17 protein-coding genes are annotated in these 20242 nt (G+C 44.1%); 11 read left to right on the plus strand and 6 right to left on the minus strand.

Going from position 1 to position 20242, the window contains the following annotated elements:
* Positions 1 to 808: 808 nt before the first annotated feature.
* From gyrA to dnaA, 6 genes are all read right to left on the minus strand, one after another.
* Positions 809 to 3391: a DNA gyrase subunit A gene (gyrA, locus tag QOZ98_RS09775; protein ID WP_308787282.1), complete on the minus strand. Its 2583-nt coding sequence runs from the start codon at positions 3389 to 3391 to the stop codon at positions 809 to 811.
* 30 nt (positions 3392 to 3421) lie between these two features.
* Positions 3422 to 5350, minus strand: a complete 1929-nt coding sequence (gyrB, locus tag QOZ98_RS09780) for a DNA topoisomerase (ATP-hydrolyzing) subunit B (protein ID WP_407676706.1) — start codon at positions 5348 to 5350, stop codon at positions 3422 to 3424.
* A 217-nt stretch (positions 5351 to 5567) separates the two neighbouring features.
* Positions 5568 to 6680, minus strand: a complete 1113-nt coding sequence (gene recF / locus QOZ98_RS09785) for a DNA replication/repair protein RecF (RefSeq protein WP_308787283.1) — start codon at positions 6678 to 6680, stop codon at positions 5568 to 5570.
* On the minus strand, positions 6670 to 6909 hold the full coding sequence (gene yaaA / locus QOZ98_RS09790; protein ID WP_142830336.1) for a S4 domain-containing protein YaaA: 240 nt from the start codon (positions 6907 to 6909) through the stop codon (positions 6670 to 6672). The genes recF and yaaA overlap by 11 nt, the downstream gene beginning before the upstream one ends.
* 106 nt (positions 6910 to 7015) lie before the next feature.
* Entirely contained in the window at positions 7016 to 8152 is a 1137-nt protein-coding gene (gene dnaN, locus QOZ98_RS09795; protein ID WP_142830334.1) for a DNA polymerase III subunit beta, read from the minus strand.
* A gap of 173 nt (positions 8153 to 8325) precedes the next feature.
* The gene (gene dnaA / locus QOZ98_RS09800) at positions 8326 to 9669 is read right to left on the minus strand and encodes a chromosomal replication initiator protein DnaA (protein ID WP_142830332.1); all 1344 of its coding nucleotides are present in this window, start codon (positions 9667 to 9669) and stop codon (positions 8326 to 8328) included.
* 491 nt (positions 9670 to 10160) lie between these two features.
* Between dnaA and rpmH the strand changes: the two genes are divergently transcribed.
* From rpmH to QOZ98_RS09855, 11 genes are all read left to right on the plus strand, one after another.
* Positions 10161 to 10298 (plus strand): 50S ribosomal protein L34, encoded by a 138-nt coding sequence (gene rpmH / locus QOZ98_RS09805; protein ID WP_006830546.1) that lies wholly within the window; start codon positions 10161 to 10163, stop codon positions 10296 to 10298.
* 82 nt (positions 10299 to 10380) lie between these two features.
* Positions 10381 to 10722, plus strand: a complete 342-nt coding sequence (gene rnpA / locus QOZ98_RS09810) for a ribonuclease P protein component (RefSeq protein WP_142830330.1) — start codon at positions 10381 to 10383, stop codon at positions 10720 to 10722.
* A gap of 60 nt (positions 10723 to 10782) precedes the next feature.
* The gene (gene yidC / locus QOZ98_RS09815; protein ID WP_142830328.1) at positions 10783 to 11565 is read left to right on the plus strand and encodes a membrane protein insertase YidC; all 783 of its coding nucleotides are present in this window, start codon (positions 10783 to 10785) and stop codon (positions 11563 to 11565) included.
* Positions 11562 to 12293 carry an RNA-binding cell elongation regulator Jag/EloR gene (gene jag / locus QOZ98_RS09820; protein WP_308787284.1) on the plus strand — a complete coding sequence of 244 codons (732 nt, stop codon included), beginning with the start codon at positions 11562 to 11564 and terminating at the stop codon, positions 12291 to 12293. Before yidC ends, jag begins: the two co-directional genes overlap by 4 nt.
* A 271-nt stretch (positions 12294 to 12564) precedes the next feature.
* The gene (gene mnmE / locus QOZ98_RS09825; RefSeq protein ID WP_308787285.1) at positions 12565 to 13950 is read left to right on the plus strand and encodes a tRNA uridine-5-carboxymethylaminomethyl(34) synthesis GTPase MnmE; all 1386 of its coding nucleotides are present in this window, start codon (positions 12565 to 12567) and stop codon (positions 13948 to 13950) included.
* A gap of 22 nt (positions 13951 to 13972) precedes the next feature.
* On the plus strand, positions 13973 to 15862 hold the full coding sequence (mnmG, locus tag QOZ98_RS09830; protein ID WP_308787286.1) for a tRNA uridine-5-carboxymethylaminomethyl(34) synthesis enzyme MnmG: 1890 nt from the start codon (positions 13973 to 13975) through the stop codon (positions 15860 to 15862).
* A gap of 98 nt (positions 15863 to 15960) precedes the next feature.
* Positions 15961 to 16674 carry a 16S rRNA (guanine(527)-N(7))-methyltransferase RsmG gene (gene rsmG, locus QOZ98_RS09835; RefSeq protein WP_308787287.1) on the plus strand — a complete coding sequence of 238 codons (714 nt, stop codon included), beginning with the start codon at positions 15961 to 15963 and terminating at the stop codon, positions 16672 to 16674.
* 87 nt (positions 16675 to 16761) lie between these two features.
* Positions 16762 to 17628: a nucleoid occlusion protein gene (gene noc / locus QOZ98_RS09840; protein WP_308787288.1), complete on the plus strand. Its 867-nt coding sequence runs from the start codon at positions 16762 to 16764 to the stop codon at positions 17626 to 17628.
* Positions 17629 to 17784: 156 nt separating this feature from the next.
* A complete protein-coding gene (locus tag QOZ98_RS09845) occupies positions 17785 to 18546 on the plus strand; it encodes a ParA family protein (protein ID WP_142830346.1) in 762 nt (253 codons plus the stop codon).
* The gene (locus QOZ98_RS09850) at positions 18539 to 19372 is read left to right on the plus strand and encodes a ParB/RepB/Spo0J family partition protein (RefSeq protein ID WP_142830315.1); all 834 of its coding nucleotides are present in this window, start codon (positions 18539 to 18541) and stop codon (positions 19370 to 19372) included. The genes QOZ98_RS09845 and QOZ98_RS09850 overlap by 8 nt, the downstream gene beginning before the upstream one ends.
* A gap of 151 nt (positions 19373 to 19523) precedes the next feature.
* On the plus strand, positions 19524 to 20237 hold the full coding sequence (locus tag QOZ98_RS09855) for a DUF554 domain-containing protein (RefSeq protein ID WP_308787289.1): 714 nt from the start codon (positions 19524 to 19526) through the stop codon (positions 20235 to 20237).
* Positions 20238 to 20242: the final 5 nt, after the last annotated feature.

The following is a 20242-nucleotide window of genomic DNA, read 5'->3' on the forward strand; positions in this document are numbered from 1 at the left end:
AGTAAAGTTGCGCGGGCCGTTTTGCGCGGCCGTTGCGTGTTTGTTGACGTTTTGCTGTTCAGTTTTCAAGGTTCAAGTTGTTCGCCGCGCTCATTTGCGACTTGATTAGTATACCATGCTGAAATATGAGAGTCAACAGTTTATGAAAAAAACTTTGGTTTTAACGAGAACTCTTTTTTGAAGTGAGGTTCCTGCAATTTTATACGAATTAAATCACCATCACATTTCTGCTCTTGAATCTTTTCAAAGCAACCGGAAGTATAAATTAAAAGCCGGATGTGTTTGAGCCTTTTCCAATAACCAAACAGATCGCTCTTGCCTTCATTCAGAATGCTAATAAAGTTCTAGCAGCATCGGGTTCAAAATAGCAGAGCAAGTGATTCATTAATTATGTGAAGACAATAAAGTTAAATGCACGTGCTAACGTTCACTACCCCTTGCGCCAGTTCCAGGCAACTACAGAGCCTGACCACTTAATGCTTCCACCCCGTCTTTGCCCGAGCCCATCATAGAGCTCTACTGTAAGGCAATACTCTACGTTTGAAAAAGGTTTTGCTCTGCCCAAGGGTTGTGACAGTCGTCTGCTATGAAATTTCCGCGTTGAAGCCGCACAAAGAAATATCGCGGCAGAGTTTTACAAATCTGCAGCCACTGGCCGAATCATCGATCACCGCGGCAGCACTGTGAACCAAAAACGTTTGGATAGACTATAGGAGTTTTTGGACCGGACGGCTCTCTTCCAACTCGCTGCATAATTTTTTCACATGAAAAAACCCGCTGAATGGGATCAGCGGGCTGGAAACTTTTTTTATTCTTCGTCTTCTTCTGGAGTTTCTTCTATATCATCAATCTTTTCATCAGCAACAATATCTTCGTCTTCATAGACATCTGCTTCAGCACTTTCTTCGATCAATGTTTTTTCGACATCCTCTTCAATCTCTTCCAGATCTTCAGGGATCTCAATATCTTTTTTGACTTTCGCCACAGTAGCGACAATCTCATCGTCACCAAGACGAATTAACCGAACGCCTTGTGTGCTTCTGCCTGTTGTCGAAATATCGTTGACATCCATGCGGATCAAAATTCCATTGACGGTGATCAGCATGATGTCTTCGGTTCCGTTAACAGTTCGGACAGCAACAAGCGGTCCATTTTTATCAGTGATCTGGCACGTCTTGATTCCCATGCCGCCTCTTGATTGGACACGGTACTCAGCTTCTTTCGTCTGTTTGCCGTATCCTTTTTCCGTGATGACCAATACATTGTCGTTAGGATCCAAAATCTCCATGCCGACTACTGCATCTCCTTCACGAAGACGGATGCCCCGGACTCCGCTGGCTGTTCGGCCCATGCTGCGAATGTCTGTTTCAGGGAATCGGATCAACGCACCATTTTTTGTGCCGATGACCATTTCCTTAGTACCGTCTGTTAGCTTCACTGAAATCAGTTCGTCTTCTTCACGGAGGCTGATAGCAATCAAACCGTTTTGGCGAATATTGGCGTAATTCGTCACAGGGGTCCGTTTGCTGATGCCTTCACGTGTCGTAAAGAAGAAGAATGCATCTTCTTTGAATTCGTTGACGCGTATTACGGCTGTGACTTTCTCTTCTTTGCTGATCTCCAATAAGTTAACCAGCGGCAAGCCTTTGGCAGTGCGGCCGTACTCAGGAATCTGATAGCCTTTTTTGCGGTATACTTTCCCTTTGTTCGTGAAGAACAAAATGGTGTCGTGGGTAGACGTGTACAACAAATGTTCTACGAAGTCATCTTCGTTGGTGCCCATTCCCTGTACTCCGCGCCCACCGCGTTTTTGACTGCGGTACGTGTTTGCCGGCAAACGTTTGATATACCCGTTGTGCGTCAGCGTTAATACTGAAGCTTCCACTGGAATCAAATCTTCGTCTTCGAACATTTCCGCTCCGCCGGTCGTAATTTCCGTTCTGCGTTTATCGCTGAAGCGCTCTTTGATTTCAAGCATTTCTTCCTGGATGATTTCAAGAATGCGGTGTTCATTCGCTAAAATATCACGAAGCTCTTCAATCAATTTTACGAGGCCTAAATACTCTTCCTCGATTTTATCCCGTTCCAATCCAGTTAAACGCTGCAAACGCATGTCTAAAATCGCTTGCGATTGGCGTTCAGTTAAATTGAAATCGGTCATCAATCCATTGCGTGCCTGCTCCGCAGTCTGTGAACCACGGATTAAGGCAATGATTGCGTCAATATGATCCAATGCAATACGGAGACCTTCCAGAATATGGGCACGGTCTTCTGCTTTGGTCAATTCGAATTGTGTACGGCGGCGAATGACCACTTTTTGGTGCTCCAAGTAATGGAAAAGAATTTCTTTCAAGCCCAGAACTTTTGGATGGCCGTCTACCAGCGCCAGCATATTGATGCCGAAGCTCGTTTGCATCGCTGTTTGTTTGTATAAATTATTCAATAAGACACTTGCACTGGCATCTCTGCGAACTTCGATGACGATGCGCATGCCGTTGCGGTCAGATTCATCCCGCAGATCCGTGATGCCGTCAATTCGCTTATCGCGAACCAGCTCAGCAATCTTCTCGATCAGTCGGGCTTTGTTTACCTGATAAGGAATTTCGTTGACGATGATGACTTCCTTGCCATTGGCTTTTGTCTCGATGTCGACAACTGAACGGATCAAAACAGAGCCTTTCCCCGTTTCATAAGCACGGCGAATACCGCTGCGGCCAAGGATGATGCCGCCCGTCGGGAAATCAGGACCTGGTATAAATTCCATCAGCTCTTCAGTCGTGATGGCTGGATTGTCAGCCAATGCCAATACAGCGTCAATGGTTTCGCCTAAATGATGCGGCGGAATATTGGTCGCCATACCAACAGCAATACCAGAAGTTCCGTTTACCAATAAATTTGGGAAACGGCTCGGCAAAACAACCGGCTCTTTTTCCTGGCCATCATAGTTATCTCTATAATCAATTGTGTTTTTATTTAAGTCGCGCAGCAATTCCATGGAAATTTTCGACATTTTAGACTCAGTGTAACGCATCGCTGCAGCCGAATCTCCGTCAACAGACCCGAAATTTCCGTGCCCGTCCACCAGCATATAGCGGTAGCTGAAATCCTGTGCCATGCGGACCATGGTTTCATAAACAGCTGTGTCACCGTGAGGATGGTATTTACCAATAACGTCCCCAACGATACGCGCTGATTTTTTATAAGCTTTGTCTGAGGTAATCCCCAAATCGTACATTGCATAAAGAATGCGGCGATGAACCGGTTTTAACCCGTCACGCACATCCGGCAAGGCACGGGATACGATTACGCTCATTGCATAATCCAAAAAAGAAGTTCGCATTTCCGTACTTATGTTTATTTCTTCAACACCACTGCTAGGCCGTTCAGCCATACCCGCAGCCTCCTCTCAACTCTACATCACTTAAACGTCCAGGTTTTTAACGTATTTCGCATTTTCTTCGATGAAGTTACGGCGCGGTTCAACGTCGTCTCCCATTAAGATATGGAAGGTTTCATCCGCTACCATTGCATCGTTTAATGTAACTTGCAGCAAGGTCCGGACATCCGGATCCATTGTCGTGTCCCATAGTTGTGTTGCGTTCATTTCTCCTAGCCCTTTATACCGCTGAATATTCGGCTTTGGTGTTGGAGATAATTTTTCAAGTGCTTCTTTTAATTGCTGATCTGTATACACATAATCCACGTGCTTGCCTTGTTTGATTTGGAACAATGGCGGCTGGGCAATATAAATATAGCCTGCTTCAAGCAACGGGCGCATGTAACGGAACAAGAACGTCAGCAGCAAGGTGCGAATGTGCGCTCCATCGACATCAGCATCAGTCATGATGACGACTTTATGGTAGCGTGCTTTTGCCAAATTGAATTCTTCGCCGATTCCTGTACCCAGCGCCGTAATAATGTTGCGGATTTCGGCATTGGTAAGAATACGGTCAAGACGGGCTTTTTCCACGTTCAAGATTTTCCCGCGAAGCGGCAAAATAGCCTGGAAATGGCGGTCACGGCCAGATTTTGCAGAGCCGCCAGCCGAGTCACCCTCAACAATGTAAATTTCACTGATTTTAGGATCGCGTGATGAACAGTCGGCAAGTTTACCCGGCAGACTCGAAACTTCCAATACGGATTTGCGGCGCGTAAATTCACGGGCTTTTTTAGCAGCCATCCGTGCATGGGAAGCCATAATTCCTTTTTCAATGATTTTTCGCGAAACGGATGGATTCTCCAATAAGAACCGCTCGAATCCGCCAGAGAATAAATTATTGACGATGGTGCTGACTTCCGTATTGCCCAACTTGGTTTTTGTCTGGCCTTCAAACTGTGGATCCGGATGCTTAATGGAAATGATTGCAGTTAATCCTTCGCGCACATCGTCACCAGTCAAATTCAGGTCCTGCTCTTTCAGCATGCCGTTTTTGCGGCCATAGTCATTGACTACACGCGTCAAAGCAGTTTTAAAGCCGGATTCATGCGTTCCGCCTTCATGGGTATTGATATTATTGGCAAAAGAGAAAATATTGGCTGCATAGCCGGCATTATATTGCATCGCAACTTCCACGGTAATGCCTTCTTTTTCAGCTTCAACGAAAATGGCTTCTTCGTGCAGCGGATCTTTTGTTTTGTTCAAGTGCTCAACGTACGACTTGATGCCGCCTTCGAAATGATAGACTTTTTCTTTTTCTTCCCCTTCGCGCTCATCTTTTACGACAATTTTTAAGCCGCGATTCAAATAAGCAAGTTCGCGCAGGCGATGATCTAAAATATCAAATTCATAAACAGTGGTTTCCTTGAAAATTTCCGCATCCGCTTTAAAACGGATCGTCGTGCCCGTATGATCCGAGTCGCCGATGACATGCAAATCTTCGGTTACTGCACCGCGTTCAAATTTAATGTAATGTCTTTTTTCATCACGGTTAACGTAAACTTCCGTCGTTTCAGACAAAGCATTTACGACAGAAGCACCTACTCCGTGAAGGCCGCCCGATACTTTATAGCCGCCGCCGCCAAATTTACCGCCGGCGTGCAGCACTGTCATGATAACTTCAACTGCCGGGCGCCCCATTTTTTCCTGCATGCCCACGGGAATTCCACGGCCGTTATCTTCTACGCGGATCCAGTTGTCCTGTTCAATCGAAACTTTGATTTCCGTACAATGACCGGCCAAAGCTTCGTCTATGCTGTTATCGACGATTTCCCATACTAAATGGTGAAGCCCTCTTGAACCGGTAGATCCAATATACATCCCCGGTCTTTTCCGAACAGCTTCCAATCCTTCCAATACTTGAATCTGACTCGCTTCATATGATTCCTGTAAACCTTTTTCTTCCATAGCCATTCCATTCACCTGCTCTTTCTTACGCATTTCTTTATGCCGCATGTTCATAAATCTATATTTTTCTTAATCGCCAGTTTCCGGTAAAGAGAACTATAAATGCAATCTTTGCTTGCAAGCAGCCGCACAAAAGCAGCCGGCATCTTATTTTTGTATGGGATGACGGTACTAATTTCCGTAATTCGGAAGGTGTGCTGCTCTAATCTGGATAGGCATATATTTATACCTTGACTGTTCCGTTGGAAACTTCAAAAAGACGGGCACTTTGAATTGTTTCATGCTGGATGCCTTCGACACTTGTCGTTGTGACAAAGGTCTGGACAGATCCTTTAATCGTATTCAATAAATGGGATTGTCTGTAGTCATCCAATTCAGAAAGCACATCATCAAGCAACAGGACGGGCGCTTCTCCAACTTCCTGCTTGATCAGCTCGATTTCAGCTAATTTCAAAGACAAAGCCGTAGTCCGCTGCTGCCCTTGCGACCCATAAGTCTGGACATCATAGCCATTAACAAAAAACTGAAGTTCATCGCGGTGAGGGCCAACAAGCGTTACTCCCCGTTCAATTTCCCGTTTGCGGACTTCTGCCAGTTTCTGCTCTAAAAAGGACGCCATTTCTGCAGGCGTCCATTCAGGCTTTAAACCGCTGATCGGTTGATAGCGGATTTGAAGTTGTTCCAGCCCCCGGGAAATGCCATGATGGATCGGTTCTGCCCATTTCTGCAAAAGCTCCATAAACTGATAGCGCTTGCGGATGATTTTGACAGCCGACTCGATAAATTGTTCTGTATAAACGTCAAACATAACGTCATTGATTGTTTGTTTCCCATAATGTTGCTTCAATATGTGATTTCTTTGTTTAAGCAGTTTTTGGTAAGTCACCAAATCATGCAGATATACTGGAGAAATTTGCCCAATTTCCATGTCGATAAAGCGTCTTCGCACTTGCGGACTTCCTTTGACAAGATGGAGATCTTCAGGCGCAAACATCACAACATTCAGTTGGCCAACGTAATCACTCAGCCTGCGCTGTTCCAGGTGATTGACTTTTGCTTTTTTCCCTTTTTTTGACAGGATAATTTCAAGGGGAAGTTTGCCGTATTTGCGGAAAACATCAGCTTTAATTTTACCATAATCAGCGTCCCAGCGTACCAATTCCTTATCATTGGAAGTACGGTGGGATTTTGCCATGGATAAAACATACAGTGATTCCATGATATTGGTTTTGCCTTGTGCGTTTTCTCCTATAAAGACATTGATCTCTGGAGAAAATTCCAATTCAAGCGATTCGTAATTTCGATAATTGACAAGCTCAAGGCGGTCAATCCGCATCGAAGCTCATGCCTTCAGCGGTCACGATACGAAAATCTCCAAACTCTGGAATATTGACGAGATCATTTGCACGCAGCTTCCGGCCTCTGCGGTTTTCAGCTTCACCATTTACAAAAACTTCATGTTCTCCCAAAAACCATTTGGCCATTCCGCCTGAACTTATTGTATCTGTCATTTTTAACAATTGCCCAAGTGTTATATATTCAGTCTCAATCCCGATTTCTCTCAAAATGCACTCATCCTTCGATTCATAGTCTATCCCTCTATTTTACCCTATTTTAGCTAAAAAGTAAAAAGGATAGCCTAGATGGCTATCCTGAGGGTGTGTTTTAAATTTAATATGTTCGGACAGGAAGAATCAGCTGCAAAATCGAGTCGTCCAATGCCGATTTCAAAATGAATGGACGCATCGCTCCAGTAAACTGAATGACGACATCTTGTCCGTCGATGGCTTTTAGTGCATCCATCATAAATTTAGCACTGAAAGAAATTTTCAGTTCTTCTCCTTCTATGCTTTGGGCTTGAAGCTGCTCTTCTACTTTCCCTACTTCAGGTGAGTTAGAAGAAACTTCCACTTCGTTTCCTGCACTTGCGGAGAAGCGAACAACATTATTGCGTTCTTCTCTTGCGAGCAGCGATGCCCGGTCAATCGCCTGCAGGAGCGAACGGCCGTTTACGGTGACGGTAGTCTTATATTCTGCCGGGATTAAACGGGTCGTATCCGGATAGTTCCCTTCTAATAGGCGTGAAAAGAAAAGAATGTGCTTGGATTTGAATAAAACCTGCTGGTTGGTCATGACGATTTCGACAGCTTCAGAAGTATCATCCAGAATTTTGTTTAATTCGGTCAAGCTTTTCCCAGGGATTACGACGCTGTATTCCCCTTCCGGCAAAGTTTCCAGTTTTGTTTTACGTCGAGCCAGTCGGTGGCTGTCAGTTGCTACACAAACAAGTTCTCCATCTTTTACTTCCCAATGAACGCCTGTTAAGACAGGACGCGTTTCAGAACTTGATACCGCAAAGACCGTTTCACGGTTAATGGTCTTAAGCAGATCTGCTGGAATTGTAAACAAACGATCATCCTGGATATCAGGCAATTGTGGATAATCCATTGCATCCAGGCCAATCAAGTGGAATTCAGATTTCCCAGAACGGATATGTGTCTGGAAATTTCCTGTGATTTCAATTTCCACTTCATTTGTCGGCAATTTGCGAATGATCTCCCCAAAAACTTTGGCTTGAAGAACAATACTTCCTCCATCTGTTACTTGGATGATCTGTTCCCCATCTTCTTCTGCTGGGATAAATGTTTGGATCGTGATATCTGAATCACTGCCTGTCAATCTCATTCCATCTGAAGAAACATCCATTTTTATTCCCGTTAAGATCGGAATCGTGGTTTTTGAACTTACCGCTTTCATTACATCGTTTAATCCTTCAACTAATCGCTCACGTTTTATCTCGAATTTCATTCTCGAACCTCGCTTATATATATATTTTATTTAAAGGCTTTTAAAGTAATAGTAGTAGTAGGGGCTGTGAATATGTGGATAAGCCCCTTAGAGTCAATAAAAGCAGCTTATCCACATGTAGACAGTCTGTGCATAAACTGCTTGCTGATTTATCGGGTTATCCACAGCTTATTTTACTTGCCAAGCGCACTTTTGATGTCCTTGACGTCCTGCTGAAGCTGCTGATTGTCTTTTAGCATTTTAGAAATTTTGTCATGTGCGTGAATAACAGTTGTGTGATCGCGCCCGCCAAATTCCTCGCCAATTTTGGGCAAAGAGAAATCGGTCATTTCCCGGGACAGGTACATCGCGACCTGACGTGGATAGGCAATATCCTTTGTCCGCCGTTTGGTTTTAAAATCTTCCAGTTTGACGTTAAACTGCTCGCCGACTGCATTTTGGATGTCTAAAATCGTAATAACTTTCGGCTTTGAGTTCGGCATAATGTCTTTTAAAGCTTCTGCAGCCAGTTCCGCACTCATATCGCGGTTGATCAAAGAGGAATAAGCCACAACACGGATCAATGCCCCTTCAAGTTCCCGGATATTCGAGTCGATGGAATTGGCGATATAGGTCATGACGTCGTTTGGAATGTCCAATCCATCCGCTTTTGCTTTCTTGCGCAAAATTGCAATCCGGGTTTCCAGATCAGGCGGTGTAATATCCGTGATCAAGCCCCATTCAAAGCGGGAGCGGAGGCGATCTTCGAGTGTCGGGATCTCTTTTGGAGGCCGGTCACTCGAAATGATGATTTGTTTGGACTCTTCGTGCAAGGTGTTGAATGTATGGAAAAATTCTTCCTGTGTCTGTTCTTTTCCTGCTAAAAACTGGATATCATCGATGAGGAGAATGTCGACACCCCTGTATTTATCACGAAATTCGCCAGTTTTATTGTCGCGGATTGAATTGATAAATTCATTTGTAAATTTCTCCGAAGATAAGTAAACCACTTTGGCGTTCGGATTGTGTTCCAGGACATAATGTCCGATTGCATGCATTAAATGTGTCTTGCCAAGTCCTACTCCCCCATAGATAAACAGCGGGTTATAAGCTTTTGCTGGCGCTTCGGCCACGGCCAAAGAGGCGGCATGGGCGAAGCGGTTGCCTGAACCAATTACAAACGTATCGAAAGTGTATTTAGGATTCAGCATGCCAGGCAAAAACTCTTGCTGCTGGTCTTGTCCCGGTTTAACACGAGGCGCAGGGAGTTGAAAATCATCCATATCCTGATCTTTGGGCACAACAAATTTGATCATCATATCATCACCGGTGGAATCCGATAAAATTCCGGTAATCAAGTGTACGTAATGGTTTTCCAACCAATCACGTGCAAAGGAATTCGGCGCTGAAATAGTGACTGTATCATCCTGGTAGGATAAAAGTTTTGTCGATTTTAACCACGTTTCAAAACTTGGTTTGGAGATTTTAGTTTCAACTTGGGCTAAGACACTCGACCAAAGTTCGTCTAAGTGTTCCAATAGCTCGTCTCCTTTATATGTAACTATATTTTAAAGTATATCATACACAAAATCACAGCTTGTGGATAACATTTGTAAACAAGATGGTGAATAACTATCCACACCTTACCCACAATTTGTGGATAACTTATTTTGGGTGAAAACTATTAACAAGTGAAAACAAGTTAATGTTACCAAAAAAGATGAGACAATACAAGAAGTTCTTTAAGTTATCCACATATCTTTTTTTGCTCACACAAGAACTATCCACAAGGGGTTTGTATGTTAAAAAACTGTAGATAAGGCATGTGGATAATTATTTTGGAGAAAAAAATAGTGCACAGGCCATCAAGGGATAAAGTTGCAATCTGTGTATAACTTAAAAGAGCCGGAGGAAAGAGATCTAGAAGGCTTTTACAATAAGACATTGACATTTGAACCCGTGCGCCTTTATAATAGTCGAGACTGTCTTTAGTAAAAATAGTTAACTCTTATTATAGGAGGTGTCACATATGACATTGCGCACATACCAACCAAATACACGCAAGCACAGCAAAGTACACGGCTTCAGAGCACGTATGAGCACAAAAAACGGACGCAGAGTAATAGCTGCACGCCGTCGTAAAGGAAGAAAAGTATTATCAGCTTAAGTCCACTGACCGCATCAGTGGTCTTTTTTTTCTTTTCTGCCCTAATTTTGGCGGGAAAGCATTACAATAAGCAGGTGAAAGAATGAACAAGCACCAACGGATCAAGAAGAACAAAGAATTTCAACATATCTTTAAAAAAGGAAAATCTTTTGCGAATCGTCAGTTTATCGTTTATGTATTAAAGGATGAACAAACTGAATTTCGCCTGGGATTGTCCGTCAGCAAAAAAGTAGGGAATGCAGTCGCACGCAACCGCATCAAACGCTATATCCGGCAGACTTTCTTGGAATTGAAAGACGATTTATTGCCGAATGCAGACTACATTATCATCGCCCGACCACAGGCGGCCACATTGGATTTTCACGAAAGCAAAAAAAGTCTCGAACATGTATTGAAGATTGCACGTGCATTGCCAAGGAAGTAGAAGACCACGCAGAATAGATGTATTATAGAAGTAATTGAAAATTAGTTTGGGGGAAGAATGGTGAATAAGAAATTAGTTTTGCTTATTTCACTGATTGCAGTAACGTTGCTGCTTTCCGGCTGTACAGAATTTGATCAGCCGATCAGTGACCAGAGTGAAGGATTTTGGAATGAATTTATCGTTTGGCCATTGGTGTCAGCCATTGTGTTCTTTAAGGATTTACTGGGAACTTATGGTTTCGGAATTATCGCAGTTACGGTCATCATCCGGTTGGTAATGCTGCCATTGATGATCAAACAAACGAAAAGTTCAAAACGTATGCAAGAAGTACAGCCTGAACTTGTGAAATTGAAAGAAAAGTACAAGTCTAAAGATGCTGTCACACAACAGAAATACCAAAAAGAAATGATGGCGCTGTTCCAGGAAAAAGGCGTCAATCCGATGGCAGGTTGTTTGCCTGTATTGATTCAAATGCCGGTCTTAATCGGTTTTTATCATGCCATCAGCCGCATGAACAGCACACCTGAAATCGATTTGGGTGCATTTCTGATTTTTCCGCTGGCAGAACCAAGCATCATTTTAGCCATTATCGCTGGTTTGATGCAATTTATCGTTTTGCGGACTGGACCATCAATGGACAATCCGCAAATGAAGATCATGATGTATTTCATGCCGGTAATGATCATCGGATTCGGTATTGTTTTGCCCTCTGCATTGACGCTTTACTGGGTTATCGGAAATATCATTTCGCTTATCCAAAACTTGTTCATTTACCGTCCGTGGGAGAAAACCGCAGCAGTACAGCAACCTGTTAAAACGAAAGCAGGAGGGGTTAAAAAGTGAAACAGATTACGCAAACGGGTCCAACTGTTGAAAGCGCGATATCTGAAGCATTAGAAAAACTCCAAGTTACACGTGAAGAAGTTAAGATAGAAGTCATTCAGGAAGAGAAAAAAGGGTTTTTCGGTTTCGGTGCCAAAAAAGCAGAAGTTGAAGTTACCGTAATTGAAAAAACTCCACTTCCGGAAAAGGCAGAAAAAGCTGTTGAAATCCACGAAACATCCGAAGTTCCGCCTGTAAAAGAGGGAGAAGAGGAAGAAGTTCCTGCAGTCTCCAATGAACAGGCGATTCAAGAAACAAAAAATTACATCCAATCGATTGCCAAAGGGATGAAGATCGAGGATTTATCGATTACTCATGAGCATCGAGGCAAAAAAGTCAGTTTTTATTTGGAAAGTGAGAAAGTGGCCATGCTGATCGGCAAACGAGGACAAACTTTGAACTCCCTTCAGCAATTGGCGCAGCTTGTTGCCAACAAATATTCCAATCAGTTTATGATGGTTCAACTGGACGCTGAGAACTACCGTGAACGCCGTCAGGAGACGCTGGAGCAATTGGCGGATCGGATGGCGGACAAAGCAATTCGGACCGGCGGACGGGTTCAATTTGAACCAATGCCGTCTTACGAGCGAAAAGTCATTCACCAGGCACTATCAAGACGTTTGGACATTGATACGTATTCGGAAGGGAAAGACCCCAACCGTTACCTCGTCATTGAGCCGCATAGATAAACCAAAGCCCGCCGGCATGGCGGGTTTTTTTATGCCGAATTAACGGAATTTATCAAAATAAAGCACTGCGTCTTTTGATTTTGGCTGCTTTATGCTATTGTAGTATGTTAGAAAGCCATGTGCATTTACTGGTTGTCCACATGTGGACAACTTTTTTAGAGTGTAAATTAAAGTTATGAACATATATTTGGGTATTCGGTCTGCTGTGCCGCTTTATTTTTGTCCACAGGGTGCCGTTGCCTTTGCCGCTTTTTTAAGAGGAGGAAACATCATGGAATTCGATACAATCGCTGCCATATCGACACCGAGCGGAGAGGGAGCAATCGCAATCGTCCGCTTGAGCGGTCCGGAAGCTGTAACTATTGCAGATAAACTGTTTCGGGCTGCGAGCAAGAAAGCATTGGCTGCTCAGCCAACCCATACAATCCACTACGGGCATCTCGAGGATCCGGCAACGGAGGAAAGAGTGGAAGAAGTTATGGTATCGCTGATGAAGGCGCCTAAAACGTTCACACGCGAAGATGTCATCGAAATCAACTGCCACGGCGGAATTGTGTCGGTCAATCGGGTGCTTGAGCTGGCATTGCGCGCTGGTGCAAGGCTTGCGGAGCCTGGAGAATTTACCAAACGGGCATTTTTGAACGGCCGCATCGATTTGTCCCAGGCAGAAGCGGTTATGGACCTGATTCGTGCAAAGACGGACCGTGCCATGGACGTTGCACTCAACCAGATGGAAGGGAAACTGTCTAAACTGATTGGCACGCTTCGCCAGGCCCTGTTGGAATCGATTGCCCAAATGGAAGTGAACATTGATTATCCGGAATATGACGATGTGGAAGAAATGACGCGTCCAATCATGCTGGAGAAATCAAAATGGGTCCGTTCGGAAATCGAGAAATTGCTGCAAACGTCCTCGCAAGGGAAAATCTTGAGAGAAGGGCTTTCAACCGTCATTTTAGGTCGTCCTAATGTCGGAAAATCTTCTCTATTGAATAGCCTTGTTCAGGAAAATAAAGCCATTGTCACAGAAATAGCGGGAACGACCCGTGATATAATAGAGGAATACGTAAATGTCCGCGGTGTGCCGCTGCGTTTGGTCGATACGGCAGGAATCCGTGAAACCGAGGACATTGTGGAGCGGATCGGCGTGGAACGGTCACGAAAAGTGTTGAAAGAAGCCGATTTGATTCTTTACGTTTTGAATTATGCAGAAGCGTTGACTCCGGAAGACGAGCTGCTGTTTGAAACGGTTAAGGATATGGACTATATTGTCGTTATCAATAAAACCGATTTGCCGCAGAAAATCGATCTGGAACAAGTGCAGAAACTGGCCGGTGATAAACTGCTGGTGACAACTTCCCTGATCGAAGAAGAAGGCATCGATCAGCTTGAAGAAGCCATTGCTGCCCTGTTTTTCCAAGGGGAGATCGAAGCAGGGGACATGACCTATGTATCCAATGTGCGCCACATTGCATTGCTGCACCAGGCACACCAAACCATTTCAGATGCCATAGAAGCGGCTGAAATGGAAGTTCCCGTAGATATGATTCAAATTGATGTTACCCGAACATGGGAAATTCTTGGTGAAATTATTGGAGACACCGCAGATGACGGCCTCCTGAACCAGTTATTCTCTCAGTTCTGTCTAGGGAAATAAAACTCGAAGGGAATGAACGAACATGCCACAATACGAAGCAGGCACGTTCGATGTCATCGTAGTAGGAGCTGGACATGCAGGAGCAGAAGCTGCTCTTGCCTCAGCACGGATGGGCGCTAAAACGCTTGTTTTGACGATGAATCTGGATATGATCGCATTTATGCCATGCAACCCATCTATCGGTGGGCCCGCAAAAGGCATCGTTGTACGTGAAATTGACGCACTTGGCGGAGCCATGGGCCGCGTTATTGATAAAACCCACATTCAAATGAGAATGTTGAATACCGCAAAAGGACCGGCTGTTCGCGCGCTGCGTGCACAAGCCGATAAAGTGCTTTACCAACAGGAAATGAAACGCCTGATGGAAGAAGAGCCGAATTTAACCTTGCACCAAGGGATCGCAGAAGAATTGGTTGTTGAAGACGGCAAAATTCAAGGATTGATCACACAAGTAGGGGGCATTTACCGTGCCAAATCGGTCGTTATTACGACTGGGACATTCCTGCGCGGTGAGATCATCATCGGGGATCTGCGCTATTCAAGCGGACCGAACAATCAGCAGCCTTCCATTAAATTGGCAGAAAATCTGGAGAAACTCGGATTTGAAACGGTTCGTTTCAAAACCGGGACGCCTCCACGCGTCAACAGCAACAGCATAGACTACAGCAAAACCGAAATTCAGCCTGGTGACGATGTGCCGCGTGCCTTCAGCTACGAAACCACTGAATATATTACAGATCAGCTGCCATGCTGGCTGACTTATACAAACGAACAGACGCATCAGGTCATCGATGACAATCTTCACCTGTCACCGATGTATTCCGGGATGATCAAAGGAACAGGACCGCGCTACTGTCCTTCAATCGAAGACAAAGTGGTCCGTTTCAACGACAAACCGCGCCATCAGATCTTCCTGGAGCCGGAAGGCCGTAATACACGCGAGGTTTACGTACAAGGCCTTTCAACCAGTTTGCCTGAGCATGTGCAGCGGAAGCTGTTAGAATCGATTCCGGGGCTTGAGAAGGCCGAAATGATGCGTGCTGGATACGCCATTGAATATGATTCCATCGTGCCAACGCAATTATGGCCGACCCTGGAGTCAAAACGGATCGAAAATCTTTACACTGCAGGACAGATCAACGGAACTTCCGGCTACGAAGAAGCAGCGGGCCAAGGACTGATGGCAGGAATCAACGCCGCAGCTAAAGTGCTCGGCAAAGAAGAAGTTATTTTGAGCCGCTCGGATGCTTATATCGGCGTTTTGATCGATGATTTGGTGACAAAAGGGACCAACGAACCGTATCGTTTGCTGACATCCCGTGCGGAATACCGTTTATTGCTGCGCCACGATAATGCGGACATACGTCTGACTGAACTGGCTTATGCAATCGGCATGGTCAAGGAAGAGCGCTATGTGAAATTCCTGGCAAAAAAAGAGCGCATTGAAGAAGAAATCAAACGCTTGAGAGGCATTATGATCAAGCCGAATGAAACTACTCAGCAAGTGATCCGGGACGCTGGAGGCAGTGAATTGAAAGACGGCATTCGTGGAGCGTATCTGTTGAAACGCCCGGAAATGACGTACGACATGATTTCACAGCTGACAGCTTCGACAGTGGAGCTCGAAGATGAAGTAAAAGAACAAGTTGAGATTCATATTAAATATGAAGGCTATATCGAAAAATCATTGCAGCAAGTCGATAAGCTCAAGAAAATGGAAAACAAGAAAATTCCAGAGAATATCGATTACCATGCAATTTCGGGAATAGCAACCGAAGCCCGCGGCAAACTTGCAGAAGTTCGTCCGCTGTCAATTGCACAAGCATCCCGCATCTCCGGTGTGAATCCGGCTGACATATCCATCTTATTGGTGTATATTGAACAAGGAAAGATTGCGAAAATATCAGTTTGATCTTACAGGAATAAGCTATAGACAACAGAATGGGCTGGCTCACACCAGCCCATTTGCTTTTACATAGAAAACCTACAAAGAAGGGGGAGGAAGCAGGATTGAATGAACAACAGTTTAAAGATGCCCTCAGTGAAAAAGGGATCCTCTTGACCGAACAGCAGCTGGAGCAATTCCGGATTTATTACAAGGAATTGGTCGAATGGAATGAAAAGATGAACCTGACGGCAATTACGGAGCAGCCAGCCGTTTACTTAAAGCACTTTTATGACTCGATCACTGCCGCGTTCTATTTGGATTTTACAAAGGCGATAAAGCTTTGCGACGTAGGAGCTGGCGCCGGATTCCCCAGCATCCCACTAAAAATTTGTTTTCCCCATATCGAAGTGACGATTGTGGATTCCTTGAACAAACGCATTCAGTTTCTGGAGCATTTGAGCGACAAGCTTGAACTTAATAAGGTAAAGTTCGTCCATTCAAGAGCAGAAGACTTTGGCCAGTCCCCGCACCGTGAAAGTTATGACTTGGTTACCGCACGTGCTGTAGCCAGATTGTCAGTTTTGGCTGAATTATGTGTGCCCCTTGTTAAAAAAGGTGGAGTGTTCGCGGCAATGAAAGCCGCATCTGCTGCAGACGAATTGGACGACGCAGAAAAAGCATTGCAGAAATTAGGTGTGAAATTGGATGCGGTGTATTCTTTCCTTTTGCCGATAGAAGAAAGCGAGCGTTATATTCAGGTTTTCAAAAAGTTCAAAGAAACGCCAAAGAAATACCCGAGAAAAGCGGGCGTTCCAAACAAATCCCCAATTTCTTAATGTTTCACGTGAAACATTTTACTTTCTAGGAACATCAGTGATTTAGATTCAGCAGCATAGTGAGCAAGTAAAAGGTGGTGCTTGAGGATGAAAAGTCCTTTTTCCCGTTTCTTCGGAGGCGGAGATAAAGCAAATGAGACAGCGAAGAAAGAAGCGGCAGAACCCAAATCTTCAGAAGAAGTCTTGAAGTTGCCGCTCGACAAAATACACGCCAACAAATTTCAGCCAAGAACAGTCTTTGACCAGGAGAAGATTGAAGAATTGGCGAGAACGATCCATGTCCATGGAGTCATCCAGCCGATTGTTGTCCGAAAATCCGGCACTGAAGGGGAGTATGAAATCATTGCTGGAGAACGTCGCTTCCGTGCAATGAAATCACTTGATTGGAAAGAAGTCCCGGCCATTATCCGTAACCTGAGTGATAAGGAAACTGCGTCCATTGCCCTGATCGAAAATCTTCAGCGGGAAGAACTGACTTCAATAGAAGAGGCTCACGCCTATCAAAATCTGTTAGAGATACAGGAAATTACGCAGGAGGCATTGGCTCAGCGTCTTGGCAAAGGGCAGTCTACTGTAGCCAATAAGCTGCGGCTATTGAAATTGCCGGAGGAGATTCAAACGGCTTTGCTGAATCGCCTGCTGACTGAACGGCATGCTCGAGCGCTGCTGCAGGTGAAAGATGCGGAAATGCAGAAACGGCTATTTGATGAAACAGTCGAAGAAAGCTTGAATGTAAAGCAGCTGGAAGTGAAAGTGGCAAAATTGCTTTCCACAGAACCCCAGAAACCGAAGGCACGCAGAAAAGCAGTCAGCAGAGATGTGCGAATTGCCATGAACACCATCAAAGAGTCATTGAATATGGTTTCCCAAAGCGGCATCGATTTGTCCACGGAGGAAGAAGAGCATGAAGAATATTATCAAATCACGGTGAAAATTCCGAAAAAGAAATCATAAATTGCTCTTTCCAGTATGGAAAGAGTTTTTTTAATGGCTTTGTCATCGTATTGTTGAAAAATTTTGATACAATAAGAAAATGGGAACCTAACAAAATAGCTAAAATAAGGGTTCCGCAGTAAAATGAAGAGAGTATTAAAGAAAGTTGGTGCAAGTGTGGGTAGAACTATTGCGATCGCCAATCAAAAGGGCGGCGTAGGAAAAACAACGTCTTCAGTGAACTTAAGTGCCTGCCTTGCTTATTTAGGCAAAAAAGTTCTGTTAATAGATATCGATCCTCAAGGAAATGCCACTAGTGGAGTGGGAGTAAACAAAGGGGATGTCAATCAGTGCATCTACGAAGTGTTAATTGACGATGTAGATGTGAAAAGCACAATTATGGAAACGAAAGTAGAAAATTTGCACGTGGTTCCTGCCACGATTTCATTAGCCGGAGCTGAAATTGAACTGGTGTCCACCATTTCAAGAGAAGCCCGCTTGAAAAATGCCCTGGAAGAAGTCAAAGATATGTACGATTACATAATCATTGATTGCCCGCCATCTTTAGGGTTGCTGACATTAAATTCGCTGACAGCTTCCGATGCAATTATTATCCCTGTGCAATGCGAGTACTATGCGTTAGAAGGACTAAGCCAATTATTAAGTACTATTCGCTTAGTGCAAAAGCATTTAAATCATGATTTAATGATTGATGGTGTCCTATTAACCATGTTAGATGCCCGGACGAACTTGGGAATTCAAGTCATCGAAGAAGTGAAAAAATATTTTCAGGACAAAGTTTATAAAACGATCATTCCAAGAAACGTAAGATTGAGTGAAGCACCGAGCCACGGAGAGCCAATTATTATCTATGATCCAAAATCCAGAGGCGCAGAAGTGTATTTAGAATTGGCGAAGGAAGTGATTCATAATGGCTAAAGGATTGGGAAAAGGCATTAATGCATTGTTTCCTGGCGAAACAATCAATGAAGCGGACAAAGTGAATCAAATCAGTGTCGGTGAAATCCGCACAAATCCGTACCAGCCACGGAAAATTTTTGACCAGGCAGCATTAGAGGAATTGGCGGAATCCATAAAAGAACACGGGATTTTGCAGCCGATTGTTGTAAGAAAAGCTGGCGAAAAGTTTGAATTGGTCGTAGGCGAACGCCGTTTCCGCGCAGCTAAATTGATCAAATTAAAAGAAGTTCCAGCTATTATCAAAGAGTTGACAGATCAGCAAATGATGGAACTTGCTATACTAGAAAACCTTCAACGGGAAGACTTAACGCCAATTGAAGAAGCGGAAGCTTACCAGAAACTGATGGAAGCATTGAATTTGACTCAGGAACAGCTGGCTTTCCGCTTAGGGAAAAGCCGTCCTCATATTGCAAACCATGTACGCCTGTTAGCTTTGCCTCAAAACGTCCGCAAACTAATCTCTGACAAGGAACTGTCAATGGGCCACGGCCGTACGTTATTGGGATTGAGAAGCAAGAAACTGATTCCGGAGACAGCTGAAAAAGTGGTTAAAGAAAATCTCAATGTGCGTCAGTTGGAGAATTTGGTACAGCGGTTAAATGAAGATGTTCCACGTGAAACAATTGAAAAAAAGAAAGATATTTTTATAGAAGAAAAACAATCTGAACTTAGAGATCGTTTTGGTACAAATGTACAAATTAAGAAAAACAAGAACAAAGGCAAGATCGAAATTGAATTTTTCTCAGAAGACGATTTAGAGCGTATTTTAGAATTGCTAAGCTGACGAGTGCCTATTTCCCGGAAAAGGGGAATAGGTTCTGTTTTTGATAGATGAAATACACGGCTAGTCAGAACACAGTGATTTATTCTCTATTAAAAAGAGGGAGAAGAGAGCCAGCCGGTAAGTAGAGCCTAGTGTAAGGGGGAGAAAAGCAGTGGTTCTCTTTGGGACGTTGATAAATGCGCTTTTAATTGTTGTGGGAACTATTCTTGGGAGAGCGCTTCGCAATATTCCTGAGAAGATGAAAGAAACGGTCATGTATGTAATTGGACTTGCAGTAGTAGTTCTCGGACTGCAGATGGGATTTGAAAGCCAAAACTTTGTCATTGTCATCATTAGCTTAGTGCTGGGTGCGGTCATTGGAGAATGGTCAGATATAGACGGCAAACTGAATGCGTTCGGCCATTGGATTGAACGCATGCTGGGAGCAAAAGAAAGCAAAGGCAGCATCGCTCAAGGATTTGTTACTGCAACATTGATCTTTGTAATTGGTGCGATGGGGATTATTGGGGCCATGGAAAGCGGCTTGAGCAATGAGCACGGTGTGTTGATTTCGAAAGGAATTATTGATGGATTTACGTCCATCGTCCTGGCTTCTACACTGGGTTTTGGAGTCTTGCTTGCAGCCATTCCGGTATTTGTCTATCAAGGGTTGATCGCTTTGTTTGCAACTCAAATCAGCCTTGCCATACCTGCTGATGCGCTTGATATGTTCATTATGGAAATGAGTGCCACGGGCGGCGTTATGATTGCCGCGATTGGTTTGAATATGATGGGTGTCACAAAAATTAGAGTGGCGAACTTGCTGCCGGGTATATTGGTTGTCGGAATTGTAGTTACCATTATTTATAAATTCAATTTGATGTGAAGGTG

The organism is Planomicrobium stackebrandtii, assembly GCF_030814955.1.
Lineage (GTDB): Bacteria > Bacillota > Bacilli > Bacillales_A > Planococcaceae > Planococcus > Planococcus stackebrandtii.